At 49.0% G+C, this 23,236-nt stretch carries 22 protein-coding genes; 11 read left to right on the top strand and 11 right to left on the bottom strand.

The genetic code is table 11. The features are described from left to right. Window positions 1–10 precede the first annotated feature (10 nt). The gene (locus tag COV46_00960; GenBank protein ID PIR18216.1) at window positions 11–1,399 is read left to right on the top strand and encodes an aspartate aminotransferase family protein; all 1,389 of its coding nucleotides are present in this window, start codon (window positions 11–13) and stop codon (window positions 1,397–1,399) included. Between the two features lie 42 nt (window positions 1,400–1,441). Next, complete coding sequence (locus COV46_00955; protein ID PIR18215.1) at window positions 1,442–4,108, top strand: hypothetical protein; 2,667 nt, start codon at window positions 1,442–1,444, stop codon at window positions 4,106–4,108. Here the strand turns inward: COV46_00955 and COV46_00950 are convergent. Then, entirely contained in the window at window positions 4,098–4,511 is a 414-nt protein-coding gene (locus COV46_00950; GenBank protein PIR18214.1) for a hypothetical protein, read from the bottom strand. The two genes, COV46_00955 and COV46_00950, sit on opposite strands and share 11 nt — an antisense overlap. 74 nt (window positions 4,512–4,585) lie before the next feature. On the opposite strand from COV46_00950, the gene hemE reads away from it, so the two are divergent. Then, window positions 4,586–5,590: a uroporphyrinogen decarboxylase gene (gene hemE, locus COV46_00945; GenBank protein PIR18213.1), complete on the top strand. Its 1,005-nt coding sequence runs from the start codon at window positions 4,586–4,588 to the stop codon at window positions 5,588–5,590. 3 nt (window positions 5,591–5,593) lie between these two features. Next, the gene (gene hemN, locus COV46_00940; GenBank protein PIR18212.1) at window positions 5,594–6,958 is read left to right on the top strand and encodes an oxygen-independent coproporphyrinogen III oxidase; all 1,365 of its coding nucleotides are present in this window, start codon (window positions 5,594–5,596) and stop codon (window positions 6,956–6,958) included. 135 nt (window positions 6,959–7,093) lie between these two features. Here the strand turns inward: hemN and COV46_00935 are convergent, their stop codons facing one another. The 6 genes from COV46_00935 to COV46_00910 all read right to left on the bottom strand — a co-directional run bounded on the left by COV46_00935 (window position 7,094) and on the right by COV46_00910 (window position 11,442). Beyond that, the gene (locus COV46_00935) at window positions 7,094–7,375 is read right to left on the bottom strand and encodes a hypothetical protein (GenBank protein PIR18211.1); all 282 of its coding nucleotides are present in this window, start codon (window positions 7,373–7,375) and stop codon (window positions 7,094–7,096) included. Between the two features lie 41 nt (window positions 7,376–7,416). Then, window positions 7,417–8,289: a CDP-diacylglycerol--serine O-phosphatidyltransferase gene (pssA, locus tag COV46_00930; protein ID PIR18210.1), complete on the bottom strand. Its 873-nt coding sequence runs from the start codon at window positions 8,287–8,289 to the stop codon at window positions 7,417–7,419. 39 nt (window positions 8,290–8,328) lie between these two features. Further along, window positions 8,329–8,958, bottom strand: a complete 630-nt coding sequence (locus COV46_00925) for a phosphatidylserine decarboxylase family protein (GenBank protein ID PIR18209.1) — start codon at window positions 8,956–8,958, stop codon at window positions 8,329–8,331. 7 nt (window positions 8,959–8,965) lie between these two features. Continuing rightward, window positions 8,966–9,205: a DUF465 domain-containing protein gene (locus COV46_00920; protein PIR18208.1), complete on the bottom strand. Its 240-nt coding sequence runs from the start codon at window positions 9,203–9,205 to the stop codon at window positions 8,966–8,968. Between the two features lie 110 nt (window positions 9,206–9,315). Beyond that, complete coding sequence (locus COV46_00915) at window positions 9,316–10,116, bottom strand: protein phosphatase (GenBank protein ID PIR18207.1); 801 nt, start codon at window positions 10,114–10,116, stop codon at window positions 9,316–9,318. A 48-nt stretch (window positions 10,117–10,164) separates the two neighbouring features. Next, window positions 10,165–11,442 carry a hypothetical protein gene (locus tag COV46_00910; GenBank protein PIR18206.1) on the bottom strand — a complete coding sequence of 426 codons (1,278 nt, stop codon included), beginning with the start codon at window positions 11,440–11,442 and terminating at the stop codon, window positions 10,165–10,167. Window positions 11,443–11,483: 41 nt separating this feature from the next. Between COV46_00910 and COV46_00905 the strand changes: the two genes are divergently transcribed. From COV46_00905 to COV46_00875, 7 genes are all read left to right on the top strand, one after another. Then, a complete protein-coding gene (locus COV46_00905; GenBank protein ID PIR18205.1) occupies window positions 11,484–12,800 on the top strand; it encodes an AAA family ATPase in 1,317 nt (438 codons plus the stop codon). A gap of 126 nt (window positions 12,801–12,926) precedes the next feature. Beyond that, window positions 12,927–13,394 (top strand): hypothetical protein, encoded by a 468-nt coding sequence (locus COV46_00900; GenBank protein PIR18204.1) that lies wholly within the window; start codon window positions 12,927–12,929, stop codon window positions 13,392–13,394. Window positions 13,395–13,530: 136 nt separating this feature from the next. Further along, a complete protein-coding gene (locus tag COV46_00895; GenBank protein ID PIR18203.1) occupies window positions 13,531–13,962 on the top strand; it encodes a hypothetical protein in 432 nt (143 codons plus the stop codon). An 84-nt stretch (window positions 13,963–14,046) separates the two neighbouring features. Continuing rightward, window positions 14,047–14,271 (top strand): FmdB family transcriptional regulator, encoded by a 225-nt coding sequence (locus tag COV46_00890; GenBank protein ID PIR18232.1) that lies wholly within the window; start codon window positions 14,047–14,049, stop codon window positions 14,269–14,271. Further along, window positions 14,271–14,828 (top strand): hypothetical protein, encoded by a 558-nt coding sequence (locus COV46_00885; GenBank protein PIR18202.1) that lies wholly within the window; start codon window positions 14,271–14,273, stop codon window positions 14,826–14,828. Before COV46_00890 ends, COV46_00885 begins: the two co-directional genes overlap by 1 nt. 5 nt (window positions 14,829–14,833) lie before the next feature. Continuing rightward, entirely contained in the window at window positions 14,834–17,521 is a 2,688-nt protein-coding gene (locus COV46_00880) for a hypothetical protein (protein PIR18201.1), read from the top strand. Window positions 17,522–17,525: 4 nt separating this feature from the next. Next, a complete protein-coding gene (locus tag COV46_00875) occupies window positions 17,526–18,938 on the top strand; it encodes a Fis family transcriptional regulator (GenBank protein PIR18200.1) in 1,413 nt (470 codons plus the stop codon). Window positions 18,939–19,188: 250 nt separating this feature from the next. Here the strand turns inward: COV46_00875 and COV46_00870 are convergent, their stop codons facing one another. The 4 genes from COV46_00870 to COV46_00855 form a co-directional block, all read right to left on the bottom strand. Next, window positions 19,189–19,731 carry a hypothetical protein gene (locus tag COV46_00870; GenBank protein ID PIR18199.1) on the bottom strand — a complete coding sequence of 181 codons (543 nt, stop codon included), beginning with the start codon at window positions 19,729–19,731 and terminating at the stop codon, window positions 19,189–19,191. 6 nt (window positions 19,732–19,737) lie between these two features. Beyond that, window positions 19,738–20,619: a hypothetical protein gene (locus tag COV46_00865; protein ID PIR18198.1), complete on the bottom strand. Its 882-nt coding sequence runs from the start codon at window positions 20,617–20,619 to the stop codon at window positions 19,738–19,740. Window positions 20,620–20,622: 3 nt separating this feature from the next. Next, window positions 20,623–21,315 (bottom strand): hypothetical protein, encoded by a 693-nt coding sequence (locus COV46_00860; GenBank protein PIR18197.1) that lies wholly within the window; start codon window positions 21,313–21,315, stop codon window positions 20,623–20,625. 674 nt (window positions 21,316–21,989) lie between these two features. Continuing rightward, entirely contained in the window at window positions 21,990–23,177 is a 1,188-nt protein-coding gene (locus tag COV46_00855) for a hypothetical protein (protein ID PIR18196.1), read from the bottom strand. Window positions 23,178–23,236: the final 59 nt, after the last annotated feature.

Below are 23,236 nucleotides of genomic sequence, written 5' to 3'. Positions count from 1 at the left end.
TCCCCCTCCCATGAACATACAAGATCTATTTCATAAGCATATTCATGAGCAGCACGACATCTATGCGAACAATATAAACCCTCAATTTGTAAAGGTTTTAAGGACCATAGGCTTTGATAAGAACTACGTTAAGGCCGAGGGCCAGTACCTTTACGACAAAGAAGGGAACAAATATCTGGATTTTCTGGCCGGCTACGGCGTCTTTAACATGGGGCGCAACCATCCCAAAGTAAAAAAGGCCCTGCATGAGGCGCTCGACATGGACACGGCAAATATGGTCCAGATGGACGCCCCCCTGCTTGCGGGGGTCCTTGCAAAGAAGTTGCTTGAAAAGGTCAATTCATCCTACGGCGACAAAAGGTTGGACCGCGTCTTCTTTACGAATTCGGGAACAGAGGCCAATGAAGGGGCGATCAAATTCGCCAAATGTGCGACTGGACGCCCCAGGATAGTCTATCTCGAGCATGCATTTCACGGCCTATCTACCGGCTCGCTTGCACTTAACGGAAACGAGGAATTTAGGAGCGGTTTCGGCGACCTGCTGCCAGGATGCGTAGGTATCCCGTCTGATGACCTGAAGGCGCTGGAATATGAGCTGGCCAAAAAGGACATTGCCGCATTCATTTTTGAGGTAGTTCAGGGGAAAGGGGTATATGCGCCGTCAAAGGAATATTTTGCGCAGGCCGAGGCGCTTTGCCGGAAATACGGAACGTTAATGATAGCCGATGAGGTTCAAAGTGGTATGGGCCGCACGGGAAGATGGTTCGCATTCGAACATTTCGGGCTTAACCCCGATATAGTGACCATCGCAAAAGCCCTCTCCGGCGGGTTCGTTCCGGTAGGCGCCATACTTTACCGCGAAAAAATCTATGACAAGGTCTTTTCAAGGATGGACAGGTGCGTCGTCCACTCGAACACTTTCGGAAGGAACACCCTTGCGATGGCGGCGGGCATCACCACCCTCTCCGTCATAGAAGAGGAGGGGCTAGTTGAGAACGCGGCAATTCGCGGAAAAGAGATAGTCGAAGGTGTCGCGGCCATGAAGGAAAAGTACGAGATGCTCTCGGACGTCAGGGGCTACGGTCTCATGATAGCCATAGAGTTTGATCGGCCTAAGTCGATGAAATTAAAGATCGGGTGGGATCTTATTCACAAGGTGAACAAGGGCCTGTTCGGCCAGATGGTCGTGGTGCCGCTATTATCAAAACACAAGATACTCACGCAGGTAACGGGCCACAACTGCGATATAGTGAAGCTCCTCCCCCCACTCTGCATCACAAGCGAGGACGTGCGATATTTCCTCGCATCCCTTGAAGATATAATCGCCGACTGCCACAAGTTCCCCGGAGGCGCTTGGGAAGTTGGCAAAGAACTTGCCAAACGCGCAATTTCAGCTTAACTATCGCTCATCCTGAACCTGTCGAAGGATGAACGGATCTAAATGAGAGACAGATTACTCCTTTTTATCTCACGCCTGGTGACCAGACACCCATGGAGGGTCGTTCTCGCAAGCTTGATCCTTGCGCTGGCGAGCATCATCATATCGTCACTTTTCCTGAAGATGAACACGGATCAGGACGACCTTGTCTCAGAAAAACTTGCCTATCATAAGAACTACAAAGATCACTTAAGGGAGTTCGGTGATAAGGAATATCTCTACATTGTTGTCGAAGCGGACGACAATCTTCCGCAGGCAAAGGATTTCACAAGGGCCCTTGCAAAAAGGCTCTCATCGATACCCGACGTAAAAGAGGTCACATATCAGATATCGAACCCGAAACTTGAGAAGAGCTTTCTGTTGTATCTTCCGAACGGTCAGATAAGTACGATAGGCGAGTATCTACCCAAAATGGAAAAGATAGGCTCGTCTGCAGATGTCTTTGCAATGATGAACGAGACGATCGAGCATCTTCGCGAGTCACAAGTCGCCGGTAACGAATCACGGCAATTAGAGACCGGTTTTCTCTTCTTAGATAAGCTTTTGGACGGCCTCATAGGTGCGGCAAAGGACGACGAGGCCTACAGACCCTTCCTTCAGCAGGCCTTTTTCGGAGGAGACAGGGCGTTCGATGAGGACGGTTTCCTTCTCTCGGAGAACGGAAAGCTCCTCTTCGTGATGATAATGCCCGACAAGAACTACAAGACCCTTGCCGTCATCGATGAGCCTCTCAAAAAAATAAGGACTGCCCTTGACGGAACGCGGTCCGAGTTCCCGAACATAAAGGCCGGGCTTACCGGAAGACCGGTCCTGGCCGCAGATGAAATGAGGGTGTCGGATACCGATATGACGCTCGCAACGATCGCGGCCATCTTTATAGTTGCGCTCATATTCTTCATATACTTCAAAAGGCCCATCCGACCCGCAATGGCCGTGCTCGCGCTTATTTGCGGTATCTTGCAGACCTTAGGTGTAACGACACTGATAATAGGACATCTCAATATCCTTTCAATCGTCTTTGCCGTTATTCTCGTAGGCGCCGGAATAGAGTTCGGCCTTCAGATAGTTTCAAGATACCGCGAAGAACTTGCACACCATAAAAGTCCGGCCAGAGCCGTTGAGACCTGTATAACACAGACCGGAAAAGGGAATATGACCGCCTGTTGCACGACCGCAGCTGCGTTCTTTGCGATGTGTCTCACGAACTTCCTGGCCCTGCAAGAGCTTGGTTTCATAGCGGGCATAGGCATCATCTTATGCCTTATCAATATGCTAACGATGCTCCCCGCCTTGATGTTCATAGAGGACAGGGGTAAGCACCCGGAACATCTTCACACGACCCTTAACATCAACCTTACAAGGATAGCCTCGATATATAACAGACCGAGGGTCGTCCTTATCATAACGCTTGTGGCAACGGCGGCACTTGTCCCGGGGCTTTTCAGAGTGAGCTTTAACCATAACCTTTTGGACCTTCAGGCAAAGGGGCTTGAATCGGTGCTTTTTGAGAAGAAGATACTCGCCGAATCGAGCCAGTCGACATGGTATGTCCCATTCGTAACCGATACAAAAGAGTCCTCGCTTGCCTTGGCACAAAAAGTAAAGGAGTTGCCCACAGTTGGAAAGGTAGAGACAATAGAAGAGGTCGTGCCGGCCGGACAGGATGAAAAGATAGCGATAATACGTGTCATTGCGAGCCCGAAGGGCGTGGCAATCTCCCGAAATCAATCGCGGGGGATTGCTTCGTCCGCCGCCGGCGGCCTCGCAATGACGCACGAACTCAAAAAATTCAGGGAAAGTATATCGCACCTCACCGAGATGGCGTTCTCCGCAGGAGAGACGGAAGCGGTCGAATCGCTGGAGGAAATATCTACTAAGGCCGGAGAGCTTATTCAACTTATCACCGGTCACGAGACCAGGATAAACAAGTTCGATAAAGATTTCGCGGGCGACCTCTCAAAACATATCGAAATGTTAAGAGGCGGGCTAACGCCTGAAAGGGTCACCATAGAAGACATGCCGGAGACGATACAAAGAAGGTATGTCAGCGCAAACACTGGCAGATATTCGTTCTACGCGTATCCAAAAGAGGATGTCTGGGACCCGGCTAAAATGTCGGCCTTTATAAAAGATATCCGCTCGGTAGACCCGAACGTTACAGGAGTTCCGGTCGAGGTATATGAATCGAGCAAGCTTTTAGAGCGCAGCTTCCGACAGTCTGCAATGATCGCCATACTTGCCATCTTCATTATTGTGTCGCTTGACTTCAGGAACCTTAGATACACGCTCCTGGCGCTCGCGCCCCTTTGCTTTGGTGTATTCTGGCTTTTCGAGCTGATGGGCATATTTGGCGTAAAGTTCAACCTTGCGAACTTCTTCGGCATACCTATTATTTTGGGCGTCGGCATAGACAACGCCGTTCAGATAGTCCACAGGTACATTAAGGACAGGCACATTGAAAAGGTCTCTTCATTCATGACCCGCTCGACAGGGGTCGCCGTTCTCTTGACCTCCATAACCACATTTGCAAGCTTTGGGACCCTTATATTTGCCAGGCATCAGGGAATAGCTTCGCTCGGGCTTGTTATGAGCATGGGGACGCTTACCTGTTTCATAGGTTCGATGCTGGTGCTCCCATGTCTGTTAAAGATTTTCGGGCCTAGGGAATGATGATGGTCGGGGCCGTAATAGAGCCCTCTTCGTCCGGAACTTCAATAAGGTCGGAGGCCTTTCCAATCGGATAGATACCGTCAACATATGCCCTGAAAAGTATCTTGTCTCCCGCCTCGAGTGTTACATTGGTTATTTTGTAACTGCCGTCGCCAAACCAGTTAGTGTAAGGTTTACCAAGCAGATATGTCCCGTTGTTATCCTCGAGACCGATCGTAAGAACGCTGTTCGTCTTGCATGTTGGACATACCACCTTTCCCATGATGGTAAAGACATATGCGTGGGGATACTTGATAAGACCCGCCTGATCCACTATCTGCATTTCCGCATCCCGGTTGGACGAACCTGCGCAGGCCACAACAAAAGCCAAACAGACGACCGAAAGAATAAGATGTTTTCTCATGGGTCAAATTATACCACGGACAAATATATTCTCAACACTTGTTTTTGTATCTGCTTTGTGGTGTAAATAACGCCATGAACTCTAAAGAACGGTTCTTAGCAGCGTGCGCCCGCAAGGGGGTCGACAGGCCCCCCGTGTGGCTTATGAGGCAGGCGGGAAGATATCTCCCGGAATACAGATCGATAAGGGCCAATTATGACTTTTTGGAGATGTGCAAGACCCCTTCGATCGCCTGCGAAATATCCCTGCAACCATGGCTTCGCTATCATATGGATGCTGTCATTGTCTTTTCCGACATCCTCTTTATCCCCGAGGCCCTCGGGCTGACCCTTACGTTCAGGAGGGATGAAGGCCCAAAACTTTCTCCCCTTCTTAAAAACACCGCCGATGTCGATTCACTTAAAAAGGTCGATGCCGAAAAAGCGTTCGATTTCGTATATTCCTCCTTAAAACTTGTGAGAGAGAAATTACCGAAAGATGTTCCTCTGATCGGTTTTTCCGGCGCCCCTTGGACCCTTGCCTATTACATGACAGGAGATAGGGCCAATGAATGGATACCAAAGGACAAAGAGGCCCTTAAAAAACTCCTTTCCAAGATAACGGACGTGGTCATTGATTACGTAAAACTTCAGCAAAAGGCCGGCGCCGATGTGATTCAGATCTTCGACACGTGGGCGGGCGAACTTTCAAGGGAGGATTTTACGGAGCTGGCCCTTCCCTGCCTAAAAAGGATAGTTTCCGAAGGAAAGGTCTCGGCCCCGTTCATCATATATTGCAGAAAGTGCCATCATATACTTAATGAACTGGCGGATACGGGCGCAGATGCGATCTCGATAGACCCCGACACGCCGATCGAAGAGGCCATCAAGGTCATAGGCGACAGGGTGGCAATTCAGGGAAACCTTGACCCAAAACTTTTAACTACCACAGAAGGTTTCGTACGTCAGGAAGTTTCGCGTCTTCTTAGCAAGATAAAGGGGCGAAACGGCCACATAATAAATTTAGGCCACGGGATCCTGCAGACATCGAACGTCGAATGCGTGGAGTCTTTTGTGGAGACGGTCAAACACAGCCTTTAACTTATGTCCTTTAGAACCATCATAGACGGCCGGAACGTTGAAATATCGGAGTCGCTTCTTAATAAGTACAACACTAACGCCCCGCGGTACACCAGCTATCCAACAGCCCCGGTCTGGACCGACAAGTTCGGCCCCAAAGATCTAACTCACACACTTACGCACTTACACGCTCACGCACTTTCTTTATACTTTCACATCCCCTTCTGTTCCAAGCGTTGTCTCTTTTGTGGATGCTCAACTATTGCGACCGATAAGCACGAAATAGCAGCAAGATACATCGAGGCGCTAAAAAAGGAGATGTCCCTTACAACAGAGAAAATGTCGTCCAAGGAAAATGTCGTTCAACTTCACTTTGGCGGCGGGACGCCCACCTTTCTTTCGTGTCTTGAGATCGAACAGCTGTGGAAGGAAATCGTTTCTAACTTTAAGATCACAAAGGACGCCGAGATAGGGATCGAGGTCGACCCCAGGGTAACGACATCCGAACACTTAAGGCTATTGAGCTCGCTTGGATTTAACAGGATAAGTCTGGGCGTGCAGGACCTTTCGGACGACGTACAAAAGGCCATCGGCAGGATCGAGCCATTTGATCATGTCAAAAAGATGATAGATGAGTGCCGGACTTTGGACTTTGAAAGCATAAATATAGACCTTGTATATGGACTGCCCTTACAAACATTTAATTCGTTCAAGCGAACCATCGCAAAGATAATTGAGCTTTCGCCAGACCGTATGGCGCTTTTTAACTTTGCCTATCTTCCGAAAATGCTTCCTCACCAAAAGAGGCTTCCACCTGAAACGCTACCCTCTTCGGATGAGAAGTTCAGGATATTCTGCATGGCCATCGAGGAGTTCGGAAAGAACGGTTACGACTTCATCGGTATGGACCATTTTGCCAAAAGGAACGACGAAATGAGCGTTGCGGCCCGCGAAAAGACCCTCTGGCGCAACTTTCAGGGATATACTACGAAATCCGGAACCGATCTTTTGGGTTTTGGCCTCACATCGATAAGCGATGTTAACGGATGTTATGCGCAGAACGAAAAGAAGCTGATAAAATATTACAACAGGATCGAGGACGGCAAGCTTGCAACGGTCAGAGGATGGAAATTGAGTGAAAGAGACAAGTCAAGAAGAACGATGATACGCGAGCTCTTTTGCAACGGAGAGACACCTACAAAAGAATGCAGAAGCCTGATAACTGATCACCGATCACCAATCACAGAACTTGAGAAGGATGAATTGATCAAGATCAACGACTCAACTGTTCAGGTAACACCGCTCGGAAGGCTCTTTGTAAGAAATATCGCAATGGCGTTCGATGAATATCTGACCCCGGGTCCGATCGGATTTTCTAGGACCGTATAGACATCGGCTTCGCGGCGCTTGAGCGAAACCGGACACCGGTCGCTCGAACACCTTACCCGCCCCTGAAAAACCGGTCGCATATTGGACATTATGTCAACTTCGGTTGTAGAAAAAGGTGTTGGTGCTTGCGGGAGATCATTTCTTGAACAATGCGTCCAGTTTTGACTTGATATCGTTCTTGTCGGCCACTTTTTCAACCGCATCGCGGCCGAAAGAGAACATGTCGCAATAGTTGGGGCGGTCCTTTTCTTCTACCCGATATTCCACACGCTCCTTGCATTCATGAAAGGCGCCCCTGTCAAAGAACTTGCATTGAAGACAACAGTGAAGGGGGTTGCCGCACGAATCACATCCATCGCGAACCCCCACCCTGTCAATTATCTCTATCTCTTTCTGGCAGAAGACACATTTGGACATATGCTTATCTCATCCTTCGACAGGCTCGGGATGGATACATTTCACCCGTTTATATCATCATCGGGATCTTCGCGCTTGTAAAAATCATCTTCGTCATCAACGCTTCCTTCGACCTTCAGGTCCCTGAACGCTCGCCAGGATTGAAAACGGTCCCAGAGCATCTTGCTTTTCCTGCGGGTCACTATCTCTTCAATGATGCCGGTCGCAACATATGTAAGTGTCAGAAAGAGCATCGTGACCTTGGGTTCTGTGGCAATTAGAAAGAATATTCCCACAATGAACACCAGCACAAAGAACGACCATCTGCCTCTAAAATCGACCTGCTTGAAGCTATAGTACCTAAGGGTAGACACCATCAGTATCGCCAGGATGACGGTTATTATAAGGACGAACCAGCTCTTTAGGGGCGGAATGCCGTAGAGATAATCGTGAAATATGACCATGTTCGCAACGACATAGGCCGCCACGGGAATGGGGAGCCCCTGAAAATAGCGCTTTTCTACATTATCTATCTGGACGTTGAAACGGGCGAGACGAAGAGCTCCACAGGCAAAATAGAGGAACGCGGCAAGCCATCCCACCTTATCGAAAGGCTGTAGGGCCCAGGTGTAAAGAAGAACGCCCGGCGCCAGGCCGAAAGAGGCAAGGTCCACGAGCGAGTCGTACTCAACTCCAAACTCGCTATAGGCTCGTGTGAGCCTTGCAATACGGCCATCCAAGAAATCAAAGACTCCGGCAAAAAGTATCGACCATGCGGCAGTAACGAACTCCCCTTTGAGCGAAGATATGACGGAAAAAAAACCGCAAAAAAGGCTCGCAGTCGTGCAAAGATTGGGAAGGAGATATATCCCCTTCTTGATGCCTTCTCTTTTTACCGGCGTCTCATCCATACATGCCACCGTTTTTGGGGTCATTTTGGGGTCAGGCTTGACTTCTTGACTTTAAGCCTAAAGTCAAGAAGTCAAGCCTGACCCCAAAATTCCTAGTATTGTGCTACCAGCGTGGACCTTTTCCCCCTTTACCACTTTGGGAGAAAAAACTCCGGAAATATAAACATCGACCCTTGAACCAAATCGGATCATACCGAAGCTCTCGCCTTTGACAACAGCGTCTCCCTCTTTTAAATAACAGACGATGCGCCTAGCCACCAGTCCTGCTATCTGAACGAACTTGACGGTCCTGCCACCTTCTTCTTCAATGGTAATCGCGTTCTGCTCATTATCAAGAGAGGCCTTGTCCATAGATGCCACCAGGAACTTTCCCTTGTTATAGTCTATCTTTTTTATAACTCCCGAAACCGGTATCCTGTTCACATGAACGTTAAATACCGACATGAATATATTTATCCTTGTCCCGCCGCCTTCAAGGGGAAGAACGTCAAGCACCGTGCCGTCCGCCGGGGAAACTAGCATGCTCTTATCTTCCGGAATATCGCGTTCCGGGTTCCTGAAGAACCAGACGACAAAAAGAAGGAGCGCCAAAAATGGCAACGCCAACAAGGAACTTATCGTTAATATAATGACAAAAATCGCGAGAGCTATCCCTATGAAGGGCCAGCCCTCGCGAGCTATGTAATAATTCATTTATTTTTTAGTGCCCCGGCTTGTCCTTCTCCCTGTATTTTCTAAGCAGCATCTCTATTTTATCCTTACCGACGAGCTTCTGCTTCTTTATCCGCTGTCTTTCCATCTGCTCGTTCACCGAAAGATACGATTTGTTCTCGAGCTTTTCCAGTTCTTTTTCATACTCCACATGCTCTCTATAAAGCTCGTCGAGCGTGTGGTCCTGGGTGCTGAACTTTGCGATCAGCTCCATGTCTCTCTGCTCCATGATACACCTCCTATTATGATGGGGGGAACGTCTCGCCTCCAAAGCGAGGCTCCTCCCCCCCAAGCCCCTTTCGCTCGCGCGGATTAAATCCGTCGCTCGCTCACCAGTATTTAAAGACCGATGGTATCCTCATCCCCATGAGAGACCGCTTCAGTGGAAAGAACCTCGGCAACAACGACCGTTATGTTGTCATCGCCACCGTTCTTGTTAGCAAGCTCTATTAACTGGTTGCATGCATCTTTAGGAGAAAGCTCGCTCACGACCGCTACCATATCTTCATTCGGCACCATGTTGCTTAAGCCGTCAGAGCAAAGAACGAACTTATCGCCGACCTTCACAGGTTTTACGTTCACATCTACATCGACATCTTCCTGAAACCCGACCGAGCGGGTGATTATGTTCTTCAGTTTGTGGTTCTTGACCTCAGCGGGCTTGATGACCCCGGCCCTAAGTTGCTCGCCAACCAGCGAATGATCTTCTGTAAGCTGTTTTATCTTTCCGGCGCGGACAAGATAACATCTGGAGTCGCCGACATTTGCGTAATACACTTTGCCTTCGACGAACATGAGAGCAACTATCGTTGTCCCCATCCCGTGAAGGGAAGGGTCGTTCGCCGACTTTTCGTATATTCTCATGCTGGCAACGGATATCGAATATTTAAGGTACCCTTTATAATCTCCCGGCTTTACCTCCATGTCCGACTGAAGCGTCGTGTCCGGGTCTACCGAAAGTTCGGAAATGACCTCTTCTATTGTGGCGGTGGCAAGCTTGCTCGCATATTCACCACCCAAATGTCCGCCCATTCCGTCGGCTACGACGTATAAGTTGTGACTTGAATTGATAAGGTACGAGTCTTCGTTTCTTTCACGGCGGCATCCGATGTCGGAAGCACCAAATCCTGATATCTCCATAGGCGGTTCTCAAGCTATACTAATTGTTAAATTTTTCAAACAAAATATTCAAGTTCCGCTAACCGACAATCCCTCCACCAAAAGGCTGACCCCTCCGGTCAAATGCCAGAATTTGAGGTCGTTTCCCACCCCGGTCACATGATTAAGCATATCATGAAGGTTTCCGGCTATAGTAACCCCCTTAACTCCGTGAAGATCCTGTCCATCCTCCACCCAGAACCCTTCGGCCCCTACAGAAAAATCGCCGGTTATCTGGTTGACCATGTGGAGCCCCATGACGTCGGTAACATAAAACCCTACCTTCATCTCCCTTTTCAGCTGATTTAGGGGCTTGTTCCCCTTTTCAATATAAAAGTTCCTTATCCCTATCTTGGGGGTCTGGCTAATAAGAGGCCTTATGCTAGATGCCGTAGATGGCAAGCCTACCTTCTTGGCATAAAAGGCATCCGACAGAAAGTTCTGAAGTATGCCTCCCCTTACGACCGGGGTTCTCTTGCTGGCCGACCCTTCGGCATCGTAAGGGACCGACGCAAAGCCGTTGGGCCTTGTGGGGTCGTTAATCACACTTATATTCGGGGAGTATATGCGGGTGTTGAGTTTCCCCCGAAAACGCGACCTGTTCTTGTGAACCGCATCGGCAAAAAAAGAGGGGGCGATCAAAGAAAGTATCTCCGCAACCACCTGCCGGTCCAAGATAACGGGGGACATGGTAGAGGCTATCTTTTTGCTGTTGAGATAGGAAACCGCCCTCTCCGAGGCCTTCTTTCCTATCACGGAGGGGCTCAACTTCTTCGGATCAAAGGCATATTCCATTTCCGATGCGCGTTCCGAACCTTTTTCATCTTCCGCAATTGAAGTGACCCTGAACGCGCAGAGGGCGGATGCAAAACTTACATCGACCCCGTTCGAATTCACAATATGGACTTCTTTTAACATCTCTTCGTAACAGGGCTGACGGACATTCTTTATCCTTTTATCAAAGGCCAAGGCGGCCGATTCAAGTTCCCTTGTCATGCCTATCTTTTCATCAAGCGTTGCGGAAAAGAGGCCCGCGGAATTCTCGCCAATGAAAGTGGATGTTGTAACTTCGGGAAATACAAGCTCAGGCTCTACCTGAACACTTTGAGAGGCGCCAACCGCCATTTCTATGAGGTCCTCATCTTTTGTATCGGGGCTCGTCGAAAAAGCGAAGCCCAGCCGGCCGTCCTTGATAACGCGAACGGCCTTCCCCTTTTCTACCGATGTATCAAGGGCCTCAACGGCATCATTCTTGATTTCAATATTAAGATTCTTTGTGACCTCGCTGTAGATCTCGTACTGGAGCATAATTATTGACCTGATAGTACATAAGTTATAGGCTTGTGTCCATGCAAGAATTATTCAGCGAGCCGGAAAAGAGGGGTTACGAGCCCCTTGCAGAGCGTATGCGTCCCCAAAATATCGACGATGTCGTGGACCAGGACCATATTCTAGGTAAGGACGGCCCCCTGCGCGGTGCCATAAGAACGGGCGAACTTCCTTCGATAATACTCTGGGGCCCTCCCGGTTCGGGAAAAACCACCATCGCCAAGGTGATAGCAAATTCTATTGATGCTCATTTCTTTTCGTTATCCGCAGTCCTTGTTGGGGTAAAGGAGGTGCGCGAGATAATCGACACCGCCCAAAAACAACGACGGCTCACCGGCAAAAAGACCATACTTTTTGTAGACGAGATACACAGGTTCAACAAGGCTCAACAGGACGCCTTTCTTCCGCACGTTGAGAGCGGCACCGTGATACTCGTCGGCGCGACCACAGAGAACCCCTCATTTGAAATAATCTCTCCCTTGCTCTCACGCTCCAAGGTCTATGTGCTAAATCCCCTCACCGAAGAGGGAATTGTTGCCATCCTAAAAAGGACGCTTGCGGACAAGGAACGGGGGCTCGGCAAAAAGAAGATCAAGATAGACGATGAACCGCTAAGGGTCATAGCAAGGACCTCTGACGGCGATGCCAGAAGGGCGCTCAATACGCTGGAGATAGCCGCATCGCTTACCAAAGGTCGAACATCCAATACGAATCACGGATCACGAATCACGATTCATGAGATACAATCTGCGCTTCAAAAGAAGTCACTCATGTACGATAAGCTCGGGGAAGAACATTACAACATAATAAGCGCCTTCATTAAGAGCATGCGCGGAGGAAACCCCGATGCCGCACTCTACTGGATGGCAAGGATGCTAGCCGCCGGCGAGGAGCCTCTTTTCGTCGCAAGACGAATGGTCATCTTTGCCTCCGAAGATATAAGTAACGCCGATCCCCAAGCCATTCAGGTCGCCGTATCCTGCATGCAGTCGCTCGATTTTGTCGGGATGCCCGAAGGCTGGATACCGCTTGCCCAATCGGCCGCCTACCTTGCAACCGCGCCAAAGAGCAAAAGTTCCTACCTCGCCTACAAGGCGGCCCTAAAAGATGTGGAGGAGCATGGCGCCCTGCCTGTTCCCATGCATATCAGGAACGCCCCCACGAAACTTATGGATGAGCTCGGCTACGGTGACGGATATAAAGATCCTCACAGATTTGACGGAAATTTCGTGAAACAGCAATATCTTCCCGACAAATTAGGTGCCAAGATATATTACAGGCCTACAGAAAATGGATACGAGAGGCATATTTCAGAAAGATTGAAGAGTTGGCGCTAAATGGCATGGCACTTGCAGTTATAAGACGTTAGAATGTGTGATTAGTTGAAATTATTAGGCATTTATAGCGTCAAAATATCAATATTCGTCAATTTTTTGACGATCTTATCGAAGGAGGATATTAAAATGATAAACAAAAAAGTCGTTTTGGCAATTATGACGGTTGGTATGATGGGGCTGTTCTCTTCATGCGCAGACAATAAATTCACGACACCGGGCGAAAAATTGACCACAAAGATCGAGACCAGTATAAACGATCTTATTACCTGTCCCACAGCCGGAAGCAAGGAGTACAAATTTATCGATGCGTTCAAGCTGAGCGAACCGGCCGTAAAACCGGAGGTTGATCCGACAGTTTTGGATGATAAGTTTATAGTGGCGGTTCAAGCTAAGATAAAAGCCAAACACATGCCTAAAACGCTTAACTACAATGATATCTCATTTACCTTGAGTGTGGCATATCCGTTTGGAATTAGTATCGCTGAAAAAGAAAAGCCCCCAAAAGAATGCGACCTCATTGATATTGTGCATTCTTACGATTGGGGACTTTGGAATTGGCAATACCCTTATAGCGCCTGTCTTTGCCATCGGTAAAATTTTTGGTCTTAGATCCGTTATTATCTCAGAGCTGGTCAAGGACGGACAGATCGACTGCAGCGCCTTCAAGGCCTCTCCGCAATGGCCGATAAAAAAGATACTATTCGCCAATTCCCAAGATAATACCCGGGAAATGGTCACAAAAGAGACAATTGTGAATGAATCTGGCGCGGAACTGGGCGTTTCGGCCGGAAAAGTGGTAGAAACGGCTTCTCTTAACGCCCCTCCGCCCGAGGCAAAAACGGACGTCGCCAAAGAGGACAAGCATGTACTATCTGATTATATATATTTCTTGGCCGCGGATGACTGGGTAGGAAGAATAAAACCCTCAATGGTCGAAGGGGGATGCGTTGAATATCTATGGGATATTTCAAAGAATCCAGATCTTAAAAATAGTGCTGTGGTCAAAAATGAGATCGCCTTGCAGGGGAATAGCCTCGTCATTAAATTCATTGAGCCGAGCTTGGCTGGAACACGCAGTGCTTTGGTTAAAGAACCAAAGACAACCGCCACAATATCCATAGATCTCTTGTCAGGCGAGACAAAAGTGGAAAAAACCCGGTAGATTTCCTTTGCATTCTCTCAATAAATAAGTAAAATGGGACAAAAGTCACCATGGCTCGACAAGCTCGCCATGAGCGGTGTAACTATGCCAATTTACGAATATAACTGTGCCAAATGTAACAAGCATTTTGAGGTCGTCCAAAAGATAACCGACGAGACTAACGCCAACTGTCCCACTTGCGGCTCTTCCTGCAAGAGGGTGATGAGCCAGACCAGCTTTTCGCTCAAAGGAGGGGGATGGTATAAGGACGGGTACTCTTCATCATCTGGCGGAAAAACGACCGAAATCAAAAAGACCGATAAAAAATAATGGTAGATCGAATCGATAAACCAGAGCCGATCACTCCTTATCATATAGATGAGGCGGCAAGCGCCCGCAAGGACAAAGATCGTGATGAAGGCCAGCAACAAAGGGATTCCGACGAATATTCCGGTTCTCACGCGGCACCGGGCTGGCAAAAGATCTACGCCGCGTCAAGCAACAGGCGCTACTTAAAGGTTCGCCGCGAAGAGATCACCCGCGCATGGTACAGAGGTACGGCGATGCAACGCGGCATCTCCATTGTTGAGGCCGACCTTGAGGTGGGTAGGGGTAAGATCATCAGGGCGGCCCATATCATCCTGCCGGCGCGCGAAGACTTTTGGACGCTAAAAAGATTTCAGCCGGGACAGGAGATCCCGCTTAACATACTTCTCAAAGATCCCGTTCTTGAGATAAGCGTTCCGGCTCCCAGAACACCTGTCAACACTACCTTGACGAACGAGGAAGAGGCGATCGTCGGCACAAAGGACAACAAGAAACTTATGATATACGCGGCGCTGGGGGCCGCTATCTTGCTAATAGCGTTAATATTGCTCCTTAGGTAAACTCTATGCAAACATTTGAGCCAAAGCAATTCGGCAAATATTATCTTCTGGAAAAACTCGCGGTAGGGGGAATGGCCGAGATCTATAAGGCAAAGACCTTCGGAGTTGACGGTTTCGAAAAGCTTCTCGTGATGAAAAGGATACTTCCGCATTGCAGCGCGGACAAGGACTTCATTACAATGCTGGTGGATGAAGCAAAACTTTCGGTCACGCTTTCACATGCCAACGTCGTACAGGTGTACGACCTTGGAAAGGTAGGCGACGATTACTTCATATCGATGGAGTATATAAGCGGCGTCAACCTTCGCGACATAATCTACCGTTGCCGCGAAAAGAACATAAGGATACCCGAAGAGCTTTCAACTTATATATTGAGCGAGGTCTGCAAGGGCCTTGATTACGCCCACAGAAAGACAGATGCGAGCGGAAACCCGCTCAATATAGTTCACAGGGACGTATCACCGCAGAACATTCTCATCTCATACGAAGGCGAGGTCAAGATAGTCGATTTCGGCATCGCCAAGGCCGCCATGAACATCTCTCATACCATGGCCGGCATACTAAAGGGTAAGATCGCGTATATGTCGCCCGAACAGGCGCTTGGCAAATCGATAGACTATCATGCCGACATCTTTTCGACCGGCATCGTGCTCTATGAAGCCCTTACCGGCGAAAAACTGTTCACAGGCGAATCTCAGTTCGAGGTCCTTAAAAAGATACGCACGACAAAGATGGACCTGACAAAGCTCCCGGGTACCATGCCGGACGGACTAAAGAACGTTCTGGCAAGGTCTCTAGCCTATCTTCCAAAGGACAGGTATGCCTCCGCGGGCGACATGCAGATAGACCTCACGCGCTATCTCTACACGTCTCACGTGGACTTCACGCCGCAAAAACTTGCGGCCTTCATAAAAGAGCTCTTCTTCGATGAGATATCCAAACAACGCGAACGCGGTGCCCTTGAACAGGTGCTCGAGGCGCAGACCTCTTCAATAAACGTCTCCGAAGAGGCGCTACAAGAAAACCTTGTCCATCGCGAGGACACTTCCCCTACGATACAGGCATCCGAACATACAAGCGCATCGTCCTACCAAGGAAGGGAAGCGACCGAGAAGACTTCCTCCTCAAAAAAAAGCCTGTTCCAAAGACTTGCAGCGACCGCCACGGTCCTGACGCTACTCGTAGGTGTCGGATTTGCTTATTTCAAGTTCATTCATCCGCAGCTGACCGGCAAAACGGATATTACAAGACATGGTATCGAAACCGGCCACACCGGCACGGCAAATGTATTTTCGAACCCTTCCGGCGCCAAGATATTCTTAGACGGAAAAGATACGGACCTGACAACGCCGTCCATTCTTGAGAACCTCACGATAGGAAAGATATATAAGATCAAGCTTGCCAAAGAAAAATTCGACGACTTTGAGAAAGACGTAGCTATAAATTCGGCGGAACCTGTCATGATGGAGACCGAGCTTCGGACGGAATCGGGCACTCTTGAGGTAAAGAGCGACCCCGACGGCGCAATGATCTATGTGAACGGTCTCCCCACCAACCAGTCAACGCCGGCCATACTTAAGGACCTTCAGTTAAATAGCGACCTCAAGATAACCCTTGTAAAACCCGAATACAAGGATCTGGACCAGTCGGTAAAGCTTTCCAACTCCAAACCGCAGACTCTGATAGCAAAGCTGATCAAGGCTACCACCGAAATGGGCTCGGTAATGATCACATCCACCCCTCCGGGGGCGCAGGTATTTTATAACGGCCGCGATACCGGGATGGTCACGCCGTCCACCATTTCAAATATTCCCGTTGGGGAAAAGAGCAATATTCGTCTCGCAAAGTCAGGATTCGAAAATTTTACACAAACCGTCACTTTGAAAGACGCAAAGCCGCTCGACATTACCGCCGAGCTTAAGCCGACCAAAGAAAAACCTGTTGCCAAGGCAAAAGCGGCGGTCACAACGGCAAATGTAACATCGAGACCGTCCGGAGCCAGAATATACCTTAATGGAAAGAGCACGGGACTTAGAACACCGGCCACATTAAAGAACCTTGATATCGGAAAGAACTATTCAGTAAAACTCGCGAAACCAAAATTCGAAGTGGCAATAAGGGAGTTCACGGCAACCGACAATGCCGCATCTGTGAGAGCGGACCTTAAAGAGATAGCAAAGGCGGAAACTCCCATAACGCCGGAAGCCCCGAAACCCGTGGAAAAACCGTCCGAACCGGACACCAGCTACAGAGCCGGTGCGGAAACAGCAACGTTAAGCCTTAGCTCGGATCCTTCGGGAGCGGAGGTCTTTGTTAACGCCGAGTTCAGGGGCACGACCCCTATAACGATAACAAGCCTGCAGCCCGGAACGGTCCGTCTTCTTATCAATAAAGAAGGGAAGGCGCGCTATTCGCAGAAGGTCTCTTTAAAACCGGGCGAAAAGAAGAACCTTGGAACAGTGAAACTTGGCGAACTTTACGGGTCGGTGTCAATAAGCTCATCCCCATCGAGGGCAAGGGTCATATTTGACGGCGAGGACATTGGGGCAAAGACCCCTGTCACCATCAAAAAAGTGCGCCGCGACAAACAACACAACATCAAACTGGTCCTCGGCGGCTACAGGGCGTGGGAAAGAAGTTTTGACATGCAGGATGCCGACGACAAGAAGTTCAATGTAATAATGGAAGAATAAAATTATGGCAAAGACCACCAAAAAAGAATCAAGGAAGGACTTTGAAAACAAGACGCAGATAATAAAAATGGATGAAGGAAGCGCTTCCATCTCTCTTCGCAAATGTCAGCTTTCTGTCATTGACGGACCGGACAAGGGGAAGAAATATTCTCTGGTAAAGCCTATCACAAAGATAGGAAAGAAGGAGAATAACGACCTTGTCCTTGCCGACACGACGGTATCCAGAACCCATCTTGCCCTTGAATATTCCTCCGACAATTTCCTTCTTCGCGACATGGATTCCACTAACGGCTCCTATGTCAACGGCACCCGCGTCAAAGAGTCCTACCTTGTTCCCGGCGACAGGATAAAAATCGGGAACACGACCCTTGAATTCGTGGCCTTCGAAGAAAAGGTAAAGATAGAACCTTCCGACAAGGAGATCTTCGGAGAGATGGTCGGCATATCGATAAAGATGCGCCAGATATTCGGCCTCCTTGAGAAAATATCGGCCTCCCTCGCAACCGTCATAATAGAAGGCGAAACGGGGACCGGCAAAGACCTCGTCGCAAGGGCGATACACGAGAACAGTCCGCGGAAGAACAAACCCTTCGTCGTGTTCGATTGTTCTTCAGTAGCCCCGAACCTTATCGAATCCGAACTGTTCGGCCACGAAAAAGGCTCGTTCACCGGCGCCATCAAGACAAGGCGCGGAGCGTTTGAAGAGGCCAACACAGGGACGATATTCCTCGACGAAATAGGAGAGCTGACGCTCGACCTTCAGCCAAAACTACTGCGCGCACTTGAAAGCAGGGAGATAAGACGCGTAGGCAACAACATTCCGACCCCTATCGATGTGAGGGTCATCTGCGCCACCAACAGGAACCTCAAGAAAGAGGTCGCCGAAGGAAGGTTCAGGGAAGACCTCTACTACAGACTTTCCGTGGTTCGCATACTGCTACCGCCCTTAAGGGAAAGGGCGGAGGACATTTCTCCCATAATTGAAAAATTTCTCCTTGGAGGAAAGTTCAACAAGAAAGAGGATGGCTCTCTTCACGTCACCAAGGTCGACGATGACGCGCTGAAGGCATTGCAGCGATACCGGTGGCCCGGAAACGTGAGGGAGCTGCAAAATCTCGTTGAAAGGGCCGCCGCCGTGGCCGGAGGCGAGACCATAACCAAAGAACAGGTCGACTTTGTCTTTTCGGAACTTGAAAGGGACGATGACAAGACCGAAAGAATGGAGGTCGTCAAGGACATCCCCTTTAAAGAGGCAAAGCAAAAGGTGGTAGAGGTGTTCGAGCGCGACTATCTTTTGGACCTCCTGCGCAGGAACGGTTATAATCTCTCCAAGGCCGCGCGAGAGGCCGGAATAGACCGCAAGCATATCCGAAATCTGCTGAAAAAGTACGGGATACCCACTAAAGATGATGAATAGAGGGCACCTCTAAAAACCCATTGTTATGTCATTGCGAGGAGCGTCCAGCGACGAAACAATCTCCATAAATCAAGTGTTTATGGGGGATTGCCGCGCCCCTTCGGGGCTCGCAATGACAGAGTGAGTAGTTTATAGAGGTGCCCTAGAGTCAATCCCGATCGTGGTGAGCTCATCGTGAGCTTGTCGAACGACGAACCATGAGCACGTATTTATCCTTCGACAGGCTCAGGATGAGCGGTCAGCAATAAGGTCATTTCTTCTTTGAGGCGGCATCCATAGTGCGTTTGAGCGCTATCACCAGCGAGCGGGCACGGTTGGCCCAGAGGTTCCTTCCGGACATATCCAAAAGGATCGCATTCTTAAAATCTTCGGCCGCTTTCTTAAAATTCCTGTGGCGCAGGAATATCTCTCCCCTGTTAACGAATGAGCTTATATCCTTGTTGTTTATCTGAATGGCCCTTGTGTATTCAAGTATAGCCTCGACCGGCTTGTTCTTTTTCTGATGAATGGCGGCCATTACCGAATGAAAATAGGCGTTCCTGTGATCGAGCACAAGGAGGGCCTGGAATATCTTGTGCGCCTCTTCAACTCGCCCGTGCTTGAACTTCACCCAGCCCGCCTCGGCAAGCTGAAAGAGCTTCTCGCGGCTTATACCTTTAAGCTCGGCGAGCGAGATCTTGTCTTCCAGAAACTTGGTAAACAGTTCGATGATCCTTTTTTTGCGCGCTGGAGTGGGATCGAGAATAGGAACGTGTCTTGGATTGCCTGCTGTCTGAACCGCTTCTTCTGCCATATATTATCAGCCTCCGAGCCCTATCTTCCTGCCCATTTCCATTGTAAGGGTCTGGATCATATCCAAAAGGCTCTTTCCCGAATCGAGAGATGTCTTTGTGGCGGTAGCAGTAGCGTTAAGATCGTTCATCGTGAAGGTCATCAACTGATTCACTTCCTTTAGCTGCGTGCTGGCTGTCATCGAGTCTTTCTGAAAATCGAGAGAATCTTTGAGCTGGTCGGTCACCTTCATCGCCTGCTTGTTATAGTTCCAGACCTTTTTGGAGAGCTGGGTGAAAATAACGCCGTTCTTTTCAACATTGACCCGTGTGAGCGCAACGACAAGAGTTGCCGCGTCTATCAAGCCTGCCTTTGCCTTCTTTAAAAGCTCCGCCCACTGTTTTTCAAGCTCGGCGCTCTTATTTGCAAGCTCCTGACTGAACTGCGCCTCCATAATGGAAGGCTCTAAAATATCGGTCCAAAAATTATCCCATTCGTCAACATGGTTCTGAATGTTCTGAAGGTCGGGTTCACCCTGTCCACCTCCCTGATTATCAGAAGGGGCATCATCACCCTTACCTTCGACCATGGCCTTGGCAAAGATACCGCCAAGCGTTTTTTCATCATTGGCAGAAAAAGCAGCGGTCTGATCGTGCATCTGAAAGTGCTCGATATTAGGGGGCGGCATGGCACCCGTCACCTCATAAAGGGGCTCCGGCCTTGATAGCTGTAGCCACTCCTGTCCTCTTTGATTTACGAACTGTTCAAGGTCGGATTCGGAAAGTCCGAGGATCTTAAAAACATCTTTGATGGATCCCTGCTTGAGCGCCGCCGCAACCGCGGGGTTATCAAACGGAAGCCTAACTGCGCTCTCGCCTATCGTCGCCTTTCCTATGTGGTCTATCGGCATGGATTACTTCTTCTTTTTCTTCCCCTTTTCGGCCTTTTTATCCTTTTCATCCGTCTTTGCGGCCTTTGCCTTCTGGGCCGCAAGCACCTTCTCCACCTGTTCTATCTTCGCCTTAAGAACGCGCGCCCTGTTCGCCCACTTGTTCTCCTTCTTGGGGTCCAGCGCTATCGCCTTGTCAAAATCGGCCGCGGCGTCACCAAAGATCTTATGCTGAAGATATATCTCGCCCCTGTTCGTGAGACTCACAACATCGGTCGGATTCAATTTTACAGCCTCGGCATATTCGGCTATCGCCTCGCCAAAACGTTTCTGGCGCTGCAATATGGAGCCCATCATCGAGTGATAATAGCTGTTGTTCCAGTCCATGATGGTAAGCATCTTAAAAAAACGCTCGGCCTCTTCGTAGCGGCCGGTCTGGAACTGAAGATAGCCGTACTCGACCATGTCGCGGACCATCTGCTTTGGAAGATTGAACATGTCGGACCAGGAGACCTCCCCTTCTATGAACTCTTTGACCCTGTCGGCCCCTATCTCTCTGAGCTCTTTGGGAGTATCTTCTTCGAGGCGCTTAAAGAACCTTTCAAGCTCTTTTGTGGCCTCTTCTTTGGACATGGTCTTGCCGGGATCATCCGGCAAAAATACAGTTTTTTCCTTTTTGGACGGCATATTTAACCCCGTTTGATAACAATTTACCATTTGTTAACGCCGTTTACCAGCAATTTCTACTACCCACTCCGCTACGTTCTAATCGAAGGGATGCGCTAGCTCGTCTGAGCAGAGACGCTTGACATGCCGTCTTTTCGGTCGCAGAACTTTTGTGGTTTTGAAAATCATAAAATTTGGCGGCTTCCATGCGACAAGCTCTGTCAGCCACCAAATTTTAAAACCACTAAAAGTTATGCTCCCTCATACGCCGGCATATCATCCCTCCGAACAAACGTTCGTCGGGAGCGCCAGTCTCTGCCCAGACGAGCTAGCGCATCCCTTTAGCACGAATGAAGACTTCATCAAAAATGGGTACAAGAAGCATTATAATTGCGTGAGAAGTGAGGCAGGTGGGGTGTGAGAGCGATATCGCGGAGGGCGCGGCATCGGCAGCCATTTTATAAACGCCGTGCCCGAGCGCTAAGGTGCCGGTTTCGCGGCGTTTGAGCGAAACCGGACACCGGTCGCTCGAACACCCAACCTGTCGCACTTCGAAATCAAGCAGAATGCCTCATTTATTATCCACATTTTTAATGTGGCGGAATGGATTTCAAAGAGCAGATAAAAAGGCCCCAAGGTTCTTTAGCTATAACTAAATCCCCGGGGCCCCTGGTTTCGTAACTAGTAACTAGTAACAAATTACGAGTCACAAGTCACTGCTTCTATTATCTCCACACGCTTAAGTTGCTCATCACCTTACCGGCCACGTCGAGCAAGCTCTTTTGGACGTTCGTGAGCGTTTCAACTATCTGCGTGAACTCTTCCATCATCTGAGATATCAATTTCTGCGAAGTTGCAACGATGCCTTCTTCCGATTTGATCTTCTGGAGCTCTTTTTGCCATTCGGCCTGCTCGGCCGCGCTTTCGCCAACCTTAAAATTTAAGAGCTTTTCCGTTGCCTTACGCGACGTCTCCTGAAGCTCAATGAGCTTTGTTCCCATCCATACGTTCTGAAGGGCCTTGTCGCGGGCGATAACATAACCGATAAATCGCATGAACTGGTACATGGCCCCGATATCGCCCGACATCGCCATTCTTGCATAATAGAAGAAGAGGGTCATCATATGCTGGCGCTTCTGCTGTTCTGACTGGATGTCATATAGATCGAGGAGTCCGCTATCGGCTCCGGGCCCTAAGTTAAGGCCGTTATTAGCATCAAATGCCTTGCCACCAACGAGTCCGTCGTAGGGAGAAGAGCCTCCCATCGCCTTTCCTGCCGCCGCCTGATTATTCGTCGCCGACGTGCCCGGGGCATCATCTCCGCCAGCCATTCCTTTATATGCAAGCGGTGTCTGGGCGGATGAACCCCCGGCTGAACCTGGTGCATCCGCACCAGCCGGAGCCTGTTTACCAAGAAATGTCATTACCTGTTTTTTAAGGTCCTCTTTAAGATTGATCGACTTATTATCGAGAGCATAGGTAAGTTTTGATTTCGCCTCTTCAAGCTCACCCTTTAAAGCCTTGACTGCTTTTAGTTGCGCCTGTTGATCTTGTAATGTCTTTTTTGCGTCACCCGTAGCCGCCTTAATCCTATCATCCAAATCCTTAATCTTCTTATCTAGATCAGCAATATCTACATTCTTAAACTTGGACTCAAGTGTTTGCGCCTTTTCTAAAAGGAGAGCAACATCTTCTGGTGATCCAGGATTTTTACTAACCGCTTTATCTAGCAAGGTCTCTAGTGAATATACATCGCCATCTTTGACTTCAATACCCTTGAATAAGCCAAAAAGCGTTGTAGGGTCAATTTGCAGTTCATTGGCCAGCGCCTTAAAATTATCATCATAGGCTAACTCGGTGCCATTTACAGATAACGTATTGGGTGCCGAACCACTATTTACAGTAATCGTCATAATCATTCCTCCAAATTTACTTGTTAAATACTACCACCTGCCGAGTATTATAGCAATCT

The sequence above is a fragment of the Deltaproteobacteria bacterium CG11_big_fil_rev_8_21_14_0_20_49_13 genome (assembly GCA_002796305.1).
Taxonomy (GTDB): Bacteria; UBA10199; UBA10199.
The sequence above is the reverse complement of the archived record's forward strand: the minus strand, read 5'-3'. Positions and strand labels throughout refer to the sequence as shown.

Bases quoted from the DNA above. Each gene is read 5' to 3' on its own strand.
- COV46_00960 (PIR18216.1), top strand. From the start codon at position 11: ATGAACATACAAGATCTATTTCATAAGCATATTCATGAGCAGCACGAC.
- COV46_00955 (PIR18215.1), top strand. From the start codon at position 1,442: ATGAGAGACAGATTACTCCTTTTTATCTCACGCCTGGTGACCAGACAC.
- COV46_00950 (PIR18214.1), bottom strand. From the start codon at position 4,511: ATGAGAAAACATCTTATTCTTTCGGTCGTCTGTTTGGCTTTTGTTGTG.
- hemE (PIR18213.1), top strand. From the start codon at position 4,586: ATGAACTCTAAAGAACGGTTCTTAGCAGCGTGCGCCCGCAAGGGGGTC.
- hemN (PIR18212.1), top strand. From the start codon at position 5,594: ATGTCCTTTAGAACCATCATAGACGGCCGGAACGTTGAAATATCGGAG.
- COV46_00935 (PIR18211.1), bottom strand. From the start codon at position 7,375: ATGTCCAAATGTGTCTTCTGCCAGAAAGAGATAGAGATAATTGACAGG.
- pssA (PIR18210.1), bottom strand. From the start codon at position 8,289: ATGACCCCAAAAACGGTGGCATGTATGGATGAGACGCCGGTAAAAAGA.
- COV46_00925 (PIR18209.1), bottom strand. From the start codon at position 8,958: ATGAATTATTACATAGCTCGCGAGGGCTGGCCCTTCATAGGGATAGCT.
- COV46_00920 (PIR18208.1), bottom strand. From the start codon at position 9,205: ATGGAGCAGAGAGACATGGAGCTGATCGCAAAGTTCAGCACCCAGGAC.
- COV46_00915 (PIR18207.1), bottom strand. From the start codon at position 10,116: ATGGAGATATCAGGATTTGGTGCTTCCGACATCGGATGCCGCCGTGAA.
- COV46_00910 (PIR18206.1), bottom strand. From the start codon at position 11,442: ATGCTCCAGTACGAGATCTACAGCGAGGTCACAAAGAATCTTAATATT.
- COV46_00905 (PIR18205.1), top strand. From the start codon at position 11,484: ATGCAAGAATTATTCAGCGAGCCGGAAAAGAGGGGTTACGAGCCCCTT.
- COV46_00900 (PIR18204.1), top strand. From the start codon at position 12,927: ATGATAAACAAAAAAGTCGTTTTGGCAATTATGACGGTTGGTATGATG.
- COV46_00895 (PIR18203.1), top strand. From the start codon at position 13,531: ATGGTCACAAAAGAGACAATTGTGAATGAATCTGGCGCGGAACTGGGC.
- COV46_00890 (PIR18232.1), top strand. From the start codon at position 14,047: ATGCCAATTTACGAATATAACTGTGCCAAATGTAACAAGCATTTTGAG.
- COV46_00885 (PIR18202.1), top strand. From the start codon at position 14,271: ATGGTAGATCGAATCGATAAACCAGAGCCGATCACTCCTTATCATATA.
- COV46_00880 (PIR18201.1), top strand. From the start codon at position 14,834: ATGCAAACATTTGAGCCAAAGCAATTCGGCAAATATTATCTTCTGGAA.
- COV46_00875 (PIR18200.1), top strand. From the start codon at position 17,526: ATGGCAAAGACCACCAAAAAAGAATCAAGGAAGGACTTTGAAAACAAG.
- COV46_00870 (PIR18199.1), bottom strand. From the start codon at position 19,731: ATGGCAGAAGAAGCGGTTCAGACAGCAGGCAATCCAAGACACGTTCCT.
- COV46_00865 (PIR18198.1), bottom strand. From the start codon at position 20,619: ATGCCGATAGACCACATAGGAAAGGCGACGATAGGCGAGAGCGCAGTT.
- COV46_00860 (PIR18197.1), bottom strand. From the start codon at position 21,315: ATGGTAAATTGTTATCAAACGGGGTTAAATATGCCGTCCAAAAAGGAA.
- COV46_00855 (PIR18196.1), bottom strand. From the start codon at position 23,177: ATGACGATTACTGTAAATAGTGGTTCGGCACCCAATACGTTATCTGTA.